Source organism: Streptomyces sp. NPDC004539 (genome assembly GCF_040610055.1).
Classification (GTDB): Bacteria; Actinomycetota; Actinomycetes; order Streptomycetales; family Streptomycetaceae; genus Streptomyces.
Genome location: NZ_JBEXLS010000018.1, coordinates 119,715 through 134,212, shown reverse-complemented (window position 1 = coordinate 134,212; position 14,498 = coordinate 119,715). Strand labels below are relative to the sequence as shown.

Sequence of the window (14,498 nt, the reverse complement as noted above, 5' to 3'; positions counted from 1 at the left end):
CCGAAGCGGGGGTGCGGTCCTACTCGGCGACCGCGGCCGGCCAGGTGATCCAGGACTCGGGGATCTCCGCGTCCAGCCGGCACACCTCGCGGCGCGTGAGGACGCCGGTCCGGACCGACTCCTGTGCCACCAGCCGCGCGACGGCGATCGCGCCGGGCGGGTTGAAGTGCGTGTTGTCCTGCTCGGTCGCGGTCCAGTTGAAGTACTTCTTCGTCTCCTCGACCCCGAGCCGCTGCCACAGCGCGAGCGACAGGGCCTGCGTGTCGAGCAACGGCACGCCCTCCTCGACGGCCAGCGCCCGCATCGCCGCCGGGTACTCGCCGTGCGTCGGCACGGAGTTGCCCTGCGCGTCGAACCTGCGCCGCTCGACGGGCGTGGCCAGCACCGGGCGCGCGCCTCGGGCACGGGCACCGTCGAGGTACAGGCGGAGGTGGTCCTGGTACGTCGTCCAGGGCTCCGTGTAGCGGGTGGGGTCCTCGGCCTTCTCGTCGTTGTGCGCGAACTGGACGAGCAGGAAGTCGTCGGGCCGGATCAGTTCGAGAATCGCGGCCAGCCGCCCCTCGTCCACGAAACTCTTGGAACTCCGGCCGTTCACCGCGTGATTGGCGACGGATATTCCCTTGTGGAGAAAGAAGGGGAGGGCCATTCCCCAGCCCGTCTCGGGGGCCGCGGGAGCGTATTTCTGGGCGGCGGTGGAGTCACCGGCGATGTAGAGGGTGCGGCGGGGGGAGGCGTGCGCAGGGGTGGCGGCTAGGAGGGGAACGGCGGCAAGAGCCGCAACGGACACCTGTCTACGGGTAAGAGACAAGAGAGTTCAGCCTTCCGTTTTTAGGGGCGCGGGGAACTGCGCGACCAGCCACGGGCGGCCTGCACCCTGCGACGTACAGGCCACCCCACGGCGAAACCCGGCATTTAACCCTGCTGCTGCTTCCACTCCGCCTGAGCCGCGTTCAATTCCTCGGCCATCTTGTCCAGGAAGTCCTTCGCGCTCATCTTCCCGAGCAGCACCTTCTGGAAATTCGGCTCGTTGTCGGCCTTGGAGATGGTGTTCCAGTCAGGCAGGTAGTACGGCAACTGGACGATGCTGGTGGACCCGTCCGTCAACGCGGCGGCAGCCAACTTCGTCGGCTCGGCCTGCTGAACCCACGCGTCCCCCGCCGCCTCCGTGTTGGACGGCACCTGCCCGGCGGACTCGTTGAACTTCGAGTTCTCCGCCTTGGAGAGCGCGAACTCGATGAACTTCCAGGCGGCTTCCTTGTTCTTGGACGCCTTGAACACCCCGAGTCCGTCGACCGGGTTGGAGACCTGGACCCGCTTTCCGTCGGCGGCGGTCGGCGAGGGAATTCCCCGGAACTTGCCGACGCCGAGCGCCTTCACGTGGTCCTGATAGGAACCGAGGTTGTGGTTGAGCATCCCGATCGTGCCGGAATCCCACTGCGCGACCATCTTGGTGAAGTCGTTGTTGAGGTCGGCCGCCGGTGTGACCTTCTTGTAGAGCGCGGCGTACTTCTCCAGTGCGGCGACGTTCTTCGGGTCGTTCAGGGTGGTCTTGTCGCCGTTCCAGAAAGAGGTGATCTGGGACTGGCCGTAGGTCGCGTCGAGGGCCTGCGCGATGGAACCGGCGCCGCCGCGGATGGTGTAACCGAATTCGTTCTTTCCGGAGTTCGTGAGTTTCTCGGCGGCGGTGTAGAAATTGTCCCAGGTGGTGGGCGGCTGGAGGCCGGCCTTCTGGAAGAGGTCGGTCCGGTAGTAGAGGACGCCGTTGTTGGCGGAGGTGGGGATGGAGTAGAGCGTGCCGTCGCCGCCGCCGGCCGCCTTGAGGGAGGCGACCATGTCCTTGTTGAGCTTGCCGCTCAGGGGGGACTTGGCGAGCCGGTCGTCGAGCGGCTCCAGCGCCTTCTGCGCGGCGAACCCGGCGAGCATGGCCGCGCCGACCCCGCCGACGTCGGGCAGGCCGCCGCCGCGGATCGTGGTGTCCACCTTGGACTGGTACTCGGTCGCGGCGATCCCGACGTACTCGACCTTGATGTCGGGGTTGGCCTTCTCGAAGTCGGCGATGATCGTCTTCCAGATGTCGGTGCGGACACCGCCGTTGTTGTCCCAGAAGACGATCTTCCCGGCGCCGCTGCCCTCGGACCCCTTGGTGCCGCTGCCGCTGCCGTCGTCGCCGCAGGCGGTGGCGGTCAGGGCGAGCACGGACCCCAGGGCGACGGCCGCGGCGGCACGGCTGTTTCTGCGGTTTCTGTTCTTCATCGGTCGGCTCTCTTCGTTGAGTGTCGGTTCGGTCGTGGGGGTCAGTGCGTGCGGGCGGTGTGGGGTGCCCAGCCGTCGGTGCCCTTGAGGTAGGCGGTGACGGTGTGTTCGGTGGCCTGACTGTCCGTCAGCTGCGGTCGGTCGGCGGTGATTTCTGCGCCGGCGCCGTGGTTGCGGTACTCGGCGAAGCGGGCGTCGCGCCAGGAGAAGCCGCTCATGTCGGTCCAGGGCGACGCCTTGACGGCGGCGGGCAGTTCGGTGTCCCGGATCAACACCTGGGCGACGGCGGCGACTTCGCCGCCGGGGTGCCAGGGCCGGCCGAGGTGGAAGGTGCCGGCGGGGGCGTCGCTGACGATCCGGGAGCGGGTGATCAGGAACCCGTAGGGGTTGCCCGTCCAGGTCGAAGCGGCCGTGATGTAGCCGTTGTTGGTGTCGGAGCCCCGGTCGAGCGCGCGGATCACGGACCGTTCGACGACGGTCGTGGCGCGGCCGTAGAGGAAGTCGACGTCCCCTTCGAGGTAGGAGTCGCGGATGTAGACCCGGCTGACGGTGGTCAGGTTCGGGCTGTCGGTCATCAGGGTGTCCTGGTTGCCCAGGAAGGCGGTGTCCTCTAAGACGATCCGGTCGCCGGTCGTCTTCATCGCCAGCGCCTGTTCGCCGTTCAGCTCGACGGCGGCCTCGTCGAAGTCGTTGCTGAAGGTGAGGTGGCGGGCGGTGACGTCGTTCGCGGCGATCCGTACCGTCGCGCTCCCCGTCGAACCGCCGTACGCGGCGGGCGTGTCGTAGACGATGACGGTGTCGGCGCGGTCCTGTCCAGTCCCCTGCAACACGATGTTCGGCTTGTTCGCGGGAATGAAGACCTTGGCGCGGTAGGTGCCGGGGGCGATGGCGATCGTGACGGGTACGTCGTTGCCGGCCGGGACGGCGTCCACGGCTGCCTGGACGGTCGGGTAGGCGGCGGGGACGTGCAGGGTCGTGCCGATCCGCTGCTGCGGGCCGGAGAACCGCGTCACCAGGGCGGGGACGGCCGCCGCCGGGTCGAGCCGATAGGCGTAGAAGTCACGGGGGTCGAAGGCCGTGCCCCAACTGTCCGTCCGGCCCGTCGTGTTGCGCAGGATCGAGCCGCGCTGCACCAACTCGGCGGTCGCGTCGGCCTGGTAGGGGTGCTGGACGCCGTCGTAGTAGCTGTTCTCGATGACCATCTTGGTGCGGCCCCGGGACCAGTTGCCGTACGTCCACACCGGATCGCCGTCGGAGACCTGAGCGGAGAGGTAGTTGTTGTAGAGGTGGGCGTAGGCGCAGTTGTCCGCCGAAGGGTTGCGTTGCTTCGTGCCCGTGAACCAGTTGTGGTCGATGGTGATCTGGGTGAGGGCGTTGGTGGTCCAGCCGATGCCGAACGCCTTGTTGTGGCTGCGGAACTGGTTGTAGGAGACGGTGACGTACTGGCTGTCCTTGCGGATGTCGAGCAGTCCGTCGCCCATGTGCTGGAGGCGGTTGTGGTCGATCCACACGTGGTCGACGGTGTCCATCTGGATCGCGTCGAAGTCGGTGGTCTTGCCGTCCCAGTCGCCCTCGACGTAGGAGTCACGGATCGTCAGGTTGCGGATGACGACGTTGCTGGTCCCGGGTTTGAGGTGCAGTTCGCCGTGGACGATCTCGCCGGTGTCGCCGACGCCGATGACCGTCTTGTCCGAGCCGACCACGATGTCGGCACCGAAGGGCTCCACCGCGATCGAGCCCTTCACGCGGATGACGTACGGCTCCGGCGCGGACGCGTACTTCACCAGGGACGCCTGGTCGGTGACCGTGACGACCTGTCCGCCGGCCCCGCCGGTGGTGCCGCCCGCGAGGGAGGCGAAGCCGTGCGGGGTGTCGGTCCAACGGGCCGGGTTCGCACCGGAGTTGACGGCGTCCGGGTAACCGGCGGTGGCGTTCGCCTCGCCGACCGTGCCGAGCCCCAGGGCGGCGGCCAGGCCGAGGAGAGCGGCCAGGACCACCCCGGTTCCCGGTCTGCGCTTGCTAGGGAAGTGCGTCATTGCGGCTCCCAACAGGCGTGCTGTGTATGCGGAGTTGATTACAGAGGACTGATCCGGAAGCGGGTGAAGACGGCGGAGCCCGCGTGTCCGCTGCCCTCGGGGGCGAGGGAGACGAGGCCGAGCAGGGCGCCGACCCACCGCCAGGGCGTGGCGGCGAAGACGGGACCCGACGGGCGCAGGCCCTCGCCGATGTCGTAGAGGAACCGGCAGCGGGCGCCCTCGCTGATCTCGACGCGCAGGCGTACGCGGCCCGTCGGGACCAGGCGGGGGTGCGCGGCGTCGCGTTCCCGGTCGGCGACGCCCTCCGCGAACCGGTGCACGAGGTGGACCGTCCCGTCGGGTCCGCGCTGGAGCCCGATCCAGCTGAACGCGTCGCCGAGGACGGCGAGTCCGCCCCGGGCGCCGGGGTCCTCGCTGGGCAGTTCGAGGTGGACCTCGACCGCCGAGGGTGTGCCGGGGAGCCGCTGGGTGAGGATGTTCGGGAGTTTCCGCAGGTCGTGCGCGTCGGCGGTGCGCACGCAGGACAGCCTCAGGCCGTCCCCCGAGTGCTGGGTCGCCCAGCCGTCCTGCGGGTTCGCCGTCCATGCCCACTGGCGGCCGAAGCGTCCGCCGGGGAAGTCGTCGTCGGTGGCGGGCGAGGCGTCCGGCTGCGGCGGCAGCGCGGGGCGTTCGTGGACGGCGACGGGGGCCCCGTCGGCGCCGATGACGGGCCAGCCGTCGTCGTCCCAGCGCATCGGCTGGAGGTGGACGACCCTGCCGTAGGCGCCGCGCTGCTGGAAGTGCAGGAACCAGTCCTCGCCGCCCGGGGTGCGCACCCAGCCGCCCTGGTGGGGGCCGTTGACGGCGGTGTCCTTCTGTTCGAGGACGATGCGCTCCTCGTAGGGGCCGAAGAACTCCCGTGCCCGGAAGGCCCCTTGCCAGCCGGTCTCCACTCCCCCGGCGGGGGCGAGTATCCAGAACCGGCCCTCGTGCCGGTAGAGCTTGGGCCCTTCGAGGGTGAACCAGCCGGGGATGCGGTCCCCGTCGACGATGACCTTGCCCTCGTCGAGAAGTGACCGTCCGTCAGGGTTCATCCGGTGGCCGGTGAGCCGGTTCTTGACGCCGGAGCGGGACTTCGCCCAGGCGTGCACGAGGTACGCCTCGCCGGTCTCGTCGTCCCACAGCGGGCAGGGGTCGATGAGGCCCTTGCCGGCCTTGACGAGGTGCGGGCGGGTCCAAGGGCCCCTGATCTCGGGGGCGTTGACCTGGTAGATGCCCTGGTCGGGGTCGCCCCAGAAGATCCAGAACCGGTCGTCGTGATGCCGCAGCGCGGGCGCCCAGACCCCGCAGTCGTGCCGGGGGCCGCGGAACTCGGCTGCGGGTTCCAGGAGTTGGAGCGCGTGGCCGACGAGCGTCCAGTTGACGAGGTCGCGGGAGTGCAGCAGCGGCAGCCCGGGGGCGCGGCCGAAGCTGGACGCGGTGAGGTAGAAGTCGTCGCCGACGCGCAGGACGTCGGGGTCGGACCAGTCGGCGTTCAGGACCGGGTTGGTGTACGTCACTGGCTGACCGCCTTCCGGACCAGGGCGCTCGCCTCGTCGCGCCCGAGGCGCCCGTCGGCGACGACGGTGACGATGCGCCGGACGACGGTCTCACCGGGCGGCACCGGCAGCCGTTCGGCGGAGGCCAACGACGAGCCGACGCCGGGGTATTCGGCGGTCCGCACGAACCAGGGGTCGCGGCGGGTGAGGTCGGTGGCGCCCGCGAACACGAGGGTCCAGTCGGTGCCGGCCAGCGCGAGCCAGTCGGCGTGCGTGCCGTGCGTCTCGCTCTCGCCCTCGGTGGAGGGGGTGAACACGTCCGGCGCCGAACTCTCCTTGCGGGCCCGCCAGAAGAACCCGCCGTACGCGGCGCCGGGGCGGCCGTTGGTGGCGGGGCTGCCGATGGACAGCGGGCCGGGGCCCGGGTTGGTGAGGGAGAACGTGAAGTCCAACGCCCAGGCGGTGTCGGCGAGTTCGGTGGCGGCGACGGTACGGCGCTCGCGCAGCAGCTCGCGTGCCGGGCTTCCCGGGCTTCCCGCCGTGACCCAGCGCAGCTCCTCCACGAACCCGTCCGGGTCGCGGAGCTGGAAGCCCGTGTGGCGCTGGACGCCGTGGTTGTCCAGCTCCGTCGGACCCTGCCCCTCGACGTACGTGCGCCCGCCCCAGAAGTTGAACCCCTCGACGTCGGGTACGGCCACACCGACGCCGAGGTGGTGGAGGTGGTCGGCCGGGGTCAGCTCGGTGACCGCCGTGCCGGCGAGGGTGGTGACGGGGTGGAGGTAGGGGCGGGGGGAGAGCCGGGCGGGAAGTTCGGGGCGGGTGACGTAGCGGCCGACGGGGCGGCCCGCGACGTACAGGACGGCGGTGTCGGGGGCGGTCATCGGGTGCTCACCTCTTTCGGCGGGGCCCAGGCGGCGCCGAGTTCGGAGTAGAGGGAGAGGGAGTCCGCGGCTTTTTCCACGAGGCTGTCGATTCCGGGAACCACCCGGCGTTCCTCGTCGTTCAGGAGGTACCAGGCGTTTTCGGGCAGTCGGGCGGGGTCCGGGGCGGTGCGGATCGCTTCCACGACCGTCATGAAGGCGCCGGTGGAGTCGGGTGGGACGAGAAGGGTGGTGGTGTCCGTCAGGTGGTCGACGAGGTTTTCGAGGAGGTCGGTGCGGCCGTACTCGTACTCCTCCGGGCCGTGCCCGGCGCGCTGGAGGAGGACGCGGTCCTGCTTGTACCAGTAGGTGATCCGGCCCTTGCCGCCGTGGACGACGACGTAGGGCTCGCCCGGCCGCTCGGCGCACAGCGTCGCGGCGACGGTGACCGGACGGCCGTGGGAGGTGGTGACGCGTACGCAGGAGGTGTCGTCGGACTCGATGCTGTTGGCGTGGAACAGCTCGGTCTCCACGCGGGCCACGTCCTCGGCGCGGACGGCGCCGTCCAGGGCGAGGGCGGTGGCGACGGCGTGGGCGAGGGGGTTGGTGAGGGCCCCGTCGATGACGTCGACGCCGTTCAGGCGCCGCCTGCCCGCCCAGGGGGCGCGCCGGTAGTAGGACTCGGCGCGGGCCCAGGCGCCCGCTCCCCCGACCCCGGTGACCTCGCCGATCGTGCCGTCGGCGATGAGCTCCCGGATCGCGGGGACGGCGTGCGAGCCGAGCGACTGGAAGCCGATCTGGCAGGCGACGCCCGCTTCGGCGACCCCGTCGGCCATCCGGCGGAACTCCGCGTAGGACGGCGCGGGCGGCTTCTCCAGCAGGAGGTGGACGCCCCGGCTCGCGGCGGTCAGCGCGAGGTCGGTGTGGGTCGGGATCGGCGTGCAGATGACGGCGATCCGGGCGCCGGTGGCGTCCAGGAGGGCGCCGAAGTCGGCGGACTGGGCGGGGGCGCCGAGCCCTGCGGGGATCTCCTCCGGGGTGAGCGGGGTGAGTTCGCAGATCCCGGCGAGGCGGACGATGCCCTTGTCCTGGAGGCGGAGGATGTTGTCGAGGTGCCAGCGGCCGTGACCGCGCGCCCCGGCGAGGACGATGTCGATGCTCATGGGGTCACGGCAGCCTTCCCGCGCCCGCGCCACGGGCGACCTGGCGGTCGGCCTCGCGGGCACTGTCGATCTTCGTGTGCAGGGTGGGGGTCCAGCCGGCGTCGGCCGTCAGGTCGCGTTCGCTGCCCGAGTTGTAGGCGTTGTAGATGGTGAGGAGGTCGACGGGGTAGCCGTTGAAGAGGGTTCCGCTCTGCTGGAGGGCGGTACCGTTCCAGCTCTTGACCAGGTCGGCGACCTCGACGTGGCCGGGGGCGTGGAAGGCGTTGTTCTCGGCGACGATCGCGGACTCGGTGGAGACGCCGATCGAGTAGCGGTAGTCGTCGCCGGTCACCAGATAGCGGTTGTTGTAGAGGTGCACCTGTCCGAAGCGGACGCGGGGCGCGCGCTGGACGACGCCGCGGAACTCGTTGTGGTGCAGGGTGACGCGGAGCTTGCCCCGGTCGCCGGTGGCGGTGTCGCCGGAGCCGATGAGCATCGCCTTGTCGTGGTCGGCGAAGCGGCTCCAGGAGACGGTGACGAGGTCGGAGGCGTTGGTGATGTCCAGCAGGCCGTCGTGGCGCAGGTAGTTGCGGGCGAAGTAGGTGGGCTCGTCGGCGTCCGGGTGGCCCTGGTCACCGAAGGTGACGTGGTCGACCCAGACGTGGGTGGCGCCGGAGAGCCACAGGTTGTCGTACGCGGTCTTCCAGTCGCCGAGACCGCCGTTGTTGGGCTGCCAGACGGGGAAGCAGTCGTAGGCGTCGCGCAGGTCGAGATTGCGGACGATGACGTTGGTGGCGTTCCTGACCTGAAGGTTCGCGCCCTTGACGACGGCCTTGCCGACCCCTACGAGGGTGGTGTTGGACCCCACCTTGAGGACTACGCGCTCGGCCTGCCGGGCCGCCGACGCCTGGCGGGCGTCCTCCTGCGGTCCGGCGGGCTTGGCCGCCCCCCAGGTACGGGGGTCGTACGCGGCGAGGTACGCCTTCAGGTCGTAGCCGTCGGTGGCGTAGTCGGCGCAGTCCAGGCGGCGGCCCGAGTCGTCGGTGTTCGCGTCGATCGTCCCCGCGACCTTGATGATCTTCGGGGTGTCACTGCCGCCGTCGAGCGCGCGGGCGAGTTCGGCGCGGGTGGTGACGGTGAAGACGTGCGCGGCGTCGGCGGCCGAGCCCCCGGTGGTGCCGGTGCCGTACGACGCCCAGCCGTCGTTCGCGGGGAGGGTGTCGCGGCTCGCGTCACGGGCCTCGGCGTGGGCCGGGAGGGCGAGTAACGGCAACAGGGCAGCCACGACGGCGAGTTGACGGGGTCTCATCCCTTCACCGCCCCCGCGCTGAACCCGGTGATGAGCCACTTCTGGATGAACGCGAAGACGATCACGACGGGGACGGCGGCGATGATGCCACCCGCCGCGAGCGCCCCGAGGTCGACGCTGTCGGCGCTCATCAGGGTGTTGAGGCCGACGGGGATCGTCTGCTTGTCCTGGTTGCTGAGGAACATCAGGGCGAACAGGAAGTGGTTCCAGGAGTGGACGAACGCGAAGGAGCCGACCGCGATGATCCCGGGCCGCAGCAGCGGCAGGACGACGATCCGGAACGCGGTGAGCCGGTTGCAGCCGTCGACCCAGGCCGCCTCCTCCAGGGAGTACGGCACGTTCTTGATGAAGTTGCTGATCAAAATCATCGACAGCGGCAGCTGGAAGACCGTCTCCGCGATGATGACGCTGGTCAGCGAGTTGATCATCTTCAGCTCGGCGAAGATCTCGAAGAGCGGGACGAGCAGCAGGGCGCCCGGCACGAACTGCGAGCAGAGCAGCGCGAGCATGAACCCGTTCTTGATCTTGAAGTCGAAGCGGGCGAGGGCGTAGCCGCCGGTGAGGGCGACCAGGGTCGTCACGAGGAGCGTGGCGACGCCGACGTACACGCTGTTCTCGAAGTACGTGCCGAACTCCCGATCCGTCCACACCTTCTCGAAGTGGTCGAAGGTGATCGGCCAGGGCACGAGGGAGGTCGAGCCGGCCGGGCGGAGCGCGAAGAGGAGAATCCAGTAGAAGGGGATGAGCGTGAAGACGAGGTAGATCGAGAGCGGCAGGTAGATCTGCCAGCGGGGGACCTCGTCCCAGGCGCGGCGGTGCTTGACCGGACGGCGCGGCGGTTCGGGGGTGTCGCGCTCCGGGGCGGGGGCGGCCACGGTGGCTTCCTCGGTGATCACTTGGACTCGCCTCCGAACTTGCTCAGCCGCAGATAGACCATCGAGCAGAAGAGCAGGATCACGAACGCGACCGTGGTCAGGGCGGACGCGTAGCCGAAGTTGTGGGATTCCACGCTGGTGTTGGCGATGTAGAGCGGGAGGGTCGTCGTCTCGCCCGCGGGTCCGCCGCCGGTCAGCGTGTAGAGCAGGTCGACGTTGTTGAACTCCCAGACCGCGCGCAGCAGTGTGGAGAGGATGATCGCGTCCTTCAGGTGCGGCAGCGTGATGTGCCAGAACTGCTTGAGGCGGCTCGCGCCGTCGACCTCGGCCGCCTCGTACAGGTCCTTCGAGACGGATTGCAGGTCGGCGAGGATGAGGATCGCGAAGAACGGCACCCCGCGCCACAGGTCGGCGACGATCGCGGCGGGGAAGACGGTCGAGGTGTCCGACAGCCAGCTCGTGCCGTACGAGCCGATGCCCATGTCCGCGAGGTAACGGGTGATGCCCGTCTGGGAGTTGTAGAGCAGGACCCAGATCGCGGAGGTCAGCACACCGGAGACGGCCCATGGGGAGAAGACGAGCGCGCGCCCCAACGCCCGGCCTACGAACGTCTGGTTGACGATCAGCGCCAGTGCGAGGCCGAACAGCAGCTGAAGGCCCACCTCGACGAAGACCCACTTGGCGCTGAAGGTCAGCGTGTCCCAGAACTGCGGGTCGTCGGTGAAGATCTGCCGGAAGTTGTCGAGTCCGGCGAAGCCGTCCCGCCAGGGCTTGGTGGGGTTGAAGTGCTGGAGGCTGTAGTAGAAGACGCTGATCACGGGGTAGGCGATGAAGCCCAGCATCAGCAGGGCGGCCGGCGCGATCAGCAGGTACGGGAGCCTGCGCGGGGTGGCGGAGGCCCGGCGCCGCCGGGGTGGCGCGGGCTTTTTCGCCACGGCTGCGGCTTGGGCCATGACTGTCTCTCCGTTCGTGTACGGCGGTGCGGTGAGCACGTTCGGGTGCGGCGGTGCGGCGATACAGCGGTGCGGTAAGCGCTTTCTTCACAGGCGTGACAGTGCCTGGTCGTACCGTGCGGGGTGGTTCAGCCGGCGTACGGGTCCTGGACCTTGCCGGGGCGCGCGAGGAACTCGAAGTCGCAGCCGGTGTCGGCCTGCGTGATCTGCTCGTTGTAGAGGGCGCCGTAGCCGCGCTCGTAACGGGTGGCCGGGGGCGTCCAGTCCGCCCGGCGGTTCGCCAACTCTTCGTCGTCCACGTCGAGTTGGAGTGTGCGGGCGGCGACGTCCAGCGTGATGGTGTCGCCGGTGCGCACGAGGGCGAGGGGGCCGCCGACGTACGACTCGGGCGCGATGTGCAGGACGCAGGCGCCGTAACTCGTGCCGCTCATCCGGGCGTCGGAGATCCGGACCATGTCGCGGACGCCCTGCTTGAGCAGGTGGTCGGGGATCGGCAGCATGCCGTACTCAGGCATCCCGGGACCGCCCTTGGGACCGGAGCCGCGCAGGACCAGGACCGTGTCGGCGGTGATACCCAACTCGGGGTCGTTGATGGTCCGTTGCATGGTCTTGTAGTCGTCGAAGACGACCGCGCGGCCGGTGTGCTTGAGGAGGTTCTGGTCGGCGGCGATGTGCTTGATGACCGCGCCGTCGGGACAGAGGTTGCCGCGCAGGACGGCGACCCCGCCCTCGGCGGCGACCGGGTTGCCGCGGGGGCGGATGACGTCGTCGTTGTGGACGACGGCGCCGTCGAGCTGCTCGCCCAACGTGCCGTTCACCGTGGGCCGCTCCAGGTGGAGCAGGTCGGTGATGCGGGACAGGAAGGCGGGCAGGCCACCTGCGAAGTAGAAGTCCTCCATCAGGTAAGTCCGGCCGCCGGGGCGGACGTTGGCGAGGACCGGGACCGTGCGGGCGATGCGGTCGAAGTCGTCCAGGGTGAGCTTGATCCCCGCCCGGCCCGCCATCGCGATGAGGTGGATGACCGCGTTGGTGGAGCCGCCGAGCCCGAGCACCGTCGTGACGGCGTCCTCGAACGCCTCGCGGGTGAGGATCGCCGACGGCTTCAGCCCCGTCCAGGCCAGCTCCACCGCCCGGCGTCCGGAGGCGGCGGCCATCCGCTCGTGCGCCGAGTCGACGGCCGGGATCGAGGAGGCGCCCGGCAGCGTCATGCCGAGGACCTCGGCGGCGGCCGTCATCGTGGACGCCGTACCCATCGTCATGCAGTGGCCGGGGCTGCGCGCCAACCCGCCCTGGAGTTCCCGGAGTTCGCAGTCCGTCAGGTTCCCGGCTCGGTGCTCGTCCCAGTACTTCCACATGTCGGTGCCGGAGCCGAGGGTCTCGCCGCGCCAGTGTCCGGGCAGCATCGGCCCGGCAGGCACGAAGAGTGACGGTACGTCAGCCGAGGCGGCGCCCATCAGGAGGGCGGGCGTCGACTTGTCGCAGCCGCCGAGCAGGACGGCCGCGTCGACCGGGTACGACCGCAGCAGCTCCTCCGTCTCCATCGCGAGGAGGTTGCGGTAGAGCATCGGGGTCGGCTTCTGGTAGGTCTCCGAGAGGGTGGAGACCGGGAATTCGAGCGGGAAGCCGCCCGCCTGCCACACCCCCCGCTTGACGGCCTCGGCCCGCTCGCGCAGGTGGACGTGGCAGGGGTTGATGTCCGACCAGGTGTTGAGGACGGCGATCACCGGGCGGCCCCGGTACTCCTCCGACTCGTAACCGAGCTGCCTCATCCGGGCGTTGTGCGACCAGGTGCGCAACTGCCCTTCCGTGCCGTACCACTGATGGCTTCTCAGTTCCTCGGGAGCTTTGCGAGGTGCGTTCATATGGACCACCCGGCGGCTATGGCGGCGACCTCGGCGCGCTCGTCCTCGGGCAGCGTCCGGCTCGGCGGGCGCACCTCCCTGCGGCACAGGCCGAGCGAGGCGAGAGCCTCCTTGACGACAGTGACGTTGTTCGCGGAGCCGTTCGCCGCGCGCAGCTCCTCGAAGCGCCGGATCTGCTCCCAGACCTTCATCGCGGCCGGGTAGTCACCGGATCGAAGCGCTTCGATCATGTTCAGCGAGACGGCCGGGGCGACGTTCACGAGCCCCGACGTGAAGCCGGTCGCACCGGCCGAGAAGTACGAGGGCGCGTACGGCTCGGCGAGCCCCGCGACCCACACGAACCGCTCCAGGCCCGCGTCCCGGGCGAACGCGGCGAAGCGGGCCGCGTCCGGGACGGCGTACTTGACGCCGATCACGTTCGGGCAGGCGTCCGCGAGTTCGGCGAGCCGCTCCCCGCGCAACTGCGCGTTGCGGACGTACGGCACGACACCCAACTCCGGTACGGCTTCCGCTATTTCACGGTGGTAGTCGACCCAGCCGGCCTGCGAGACGTACGGGTGCACCGGCTGGTGGACCATCACCATCTGGGCGCCGGACGACCGCGCGTGGCGGGCGGCCTCGACGGCGCTCGGGACGTCGTGGCCGACGCCGACCAGCACCGAGGCCCGGCCGCCGACCTCGTCGAGGGTCAACTCCGTGACCGTACGCCGCTCTTCGGGCGTCAGTGTGTAGAACTCCCCGGTGTTGCCGTTGGGGGTGAGCGTGGTGATCCCGCCGTCGAGGAGACGGCGCAGCAGGGTGCGGCAGACGGCCTCGTCGAGGCTGCCGTCCTCGGCGAACGGGGTCACCGGGATGGCGACGACGTCGGCCAGGGCCGCGCGCTGGGTCTCGAACGCCACGTTGCTCATTCCTGGCCTTCCTGGTTCGCCTCGTGGGGGAAAGCGCGCTCGACGAAGGACCCGATGTGGGAGTGCAGCGCGCGGGCCGCGCCGTCCGCGTCACCGGCGAGGGCGAGCCGCAGGATCTCGCGGTGCTCGCCCGCCTCGCGCTCCCAGGACGGGGACGACGCCCAGGCCACGGCGGAGACCAGGGCGGCCTGGTCGCGGACCTCGTCGAGCATCCGGCCGAGCAGCGGGTTGCCGCACGGCAGGTACAGGGCGCGGTGGAACTCCCGGTTGGCCAGGGAGCGTTCGGCGGTGTCGCCGGCCTCGTCGGCGCGGGTCAGCGCGGAGCGGGCGGCGTCCAGGGAGGCTCCCCGGCTCACCGTCCGCCGCAGGGCCTCCGGTTCGAGCAGGAGCCGTACGTCGTAGACCTCGCGCGCCATGTCCGCGTCCACCATGCGCACCGTGACGCCCTTGTACTGGCTCATCACGACGAGACCGGTGCCGGCCAGGGTCTTGAGCGCCTCGCGCACCGGGGTCTTGGACACCCCGAAGTGTGCGGCGAGTTCGGTCTCCACCAGGGCCTGACCGGGCGTCAGGCGCCCGGTGAGGATGCGGCGTTTGATCTCCTCCAGGACGTACTGCGTCCGGGAGGGGATCGGCGTGGGCACAGAGGTCATGCGCGCCTCTCGAAGTCGCGTATCTGATCTCGCGTATCGCGTCTCATATATGACGTACGAAGTACGACGCGTTGAAGGTAGGAAGGGGGTGTGTGTTTCGTCAATGCTTCTGACAGAAGGAAGTTGAGAA

12 protein-coding genes are annotated in these 14,498 nt (G+C 69.9%); all 12 read right to left on the bottom strand.

All coding sequences use genetic code 11. The annotated features are described in order from the left end of the window. Window positions 1–19: 19 nt before the first annotated feature. On the bottom strand, window positions 20–808 hold the full coding sequence (locus tag ABZX85_RS32020) for a rhamnogalacturonan acetylesterase (RefSeq protein ID WP_355876245.1): 789 nt from the start codon (window positions 806–808) through the stop codon (window positions 20–22). A gap of 104 nt (window positions 809–912) precedes the next feature. Next, the gene (locus tag ABZX85_RS32015) at window positions 913–2,253 is read right to left on the bottom strand and encodes a sugar ABC transporter substrate-binding protein (RefSeq protein ID WP_355876243.1); all 1,341 of its coding nucleotides are present in this window, start codon (window positions 2,251–2,253) and stop codon (window positions 913–915) included. A gap of 41 nt (window positions 2,254–2,294) precedes the next feature. Beyond that, complete coding sequence (locus tag ABZX85_RS32010; RefSeq protein ID WP_355876241.1) at window positions 2,295–4,289, bottom strand: pectinesterase family protein; 1,995 nt, start codon at window positions 4,287–4,289, stop codon at window positions 2,295–2,297. 38 nt (window positions 4,290–4,327) lie between these two features. Continuing rightward, entirely contained in the window at window positions 4,328–5,827 is a 1,500-nt protein-coding gene (locus ABZX85_RS32005) for a family 43 glycosylhydrolase (RefSeq protein WP_355876238.1), read from the bottom strand. Beyond that, complete coding sequence (locus ABZX85_RS32000) at window positions 5,824–6,687, bottom strand: PmoA family protein (protein WP_355876235.1); 864 nt, start codon at window positions 6,685–6,687, stop codon at window positions 5,824–5,826. The genes ABZX85_RS32005 and ABZX85_RS32000 overlap by 4 nt, the downstream gene beginning before the upstream one ends. Further along, complete coding sequence (locus ABZX85_RS31995) at window positions 6,684–7,829, bottom strand: Gfo/Idh/MocA family oxidoreductase (RefSeq protein WP_355876233.1); 1,146 nt, start codon at window positions 7,827–7,829, stop codon at window positions 6,684–6,686. The genes ABZX85_RS32000 and ABZX85_RS31995 overlap by 4 nt, the downstream gene beginning before the upstream one ends. Window positions 7,830–7,833: 4 nt before the next feature. Next, window positions 7,834–9,117, bottom strand: a complete 1,284-nt coding sequence (locus ABZX85_RS31990) for a pectate lyase (RefSeq protein ID WP_355876231.1) — start codon at window positions 9,115–9,117, stop codon at window positions 7,834–7,836. Next, on the bottom strand, window positions 9,114–10,013 hold the full coding sequence (locus ABZX85_RS31985) for a carbohydrate ABC transporter permease (RefSeq protein WP_355876229.1): 900 nt from the start codon (window positions 10,011–10,013) through the stop codon (window positions 9,114–9,116). Before ABZX85_RS31985 ends, ABZX85_RS31990 begins: the two co-directional genes overlap by 4 nt. Further along, on the bottom strand, window positions 10,010–10,945 hold the full coding sequence (locus tag ABZX85_RS31980) for a sugar ABC transporter permease (protein ID WP_355876227.1): 936 nt from the start codon (window positions 10,943–10,945) through the stop codon (window positions 10,010–10,012). The genes ABZX85_RS31985 and ABZX85_RS31980 overlap by 4 nt, the downstream gene beginning before the upstream one ends. 128 nt (window positions 10,946–11,073) lie before the next feature. Then, window positions 11,074–12,807, bottom strand: a complete 1,734-nt coding sequence (gene araD / locus ABZX85_RS31975; protein WP_355876225.1) for an L-arabinonate dehydratase — start codon at window positions 12,805–12,807, stop codon at window positions 11,074–11,076. Further along, entirely contained in the window at window positions 12,804–13,715 is a 912-nt protein-coding gene (locus tag ABZX85_RS31970) for a dihydrodipicolinate synthase family protein (protein WP_355876222.1), read from the bottom strand. The genes araD and ABZX85_RS31970 overlap by 4 nt, the downstream gene beginning before the upstream one ends. Beyond that, window positions 13,712–14,368, bottom strand: coding sequence for a GntR family transcriptional regulator (locus tag ABZX85_RS31965; protein WP_355876219.1), 657 nt, complete (start codon window positions 14,366–14,368; stop codon window positions 13,712–13,714). Before ABZX85_RS31965 ends, ABZX85_RS31970 begins: the two co-directional genes overlap by 4 nt. Between the last annotated feature and the right edge of the window lie 130 nt (window positions 14,369–14,498).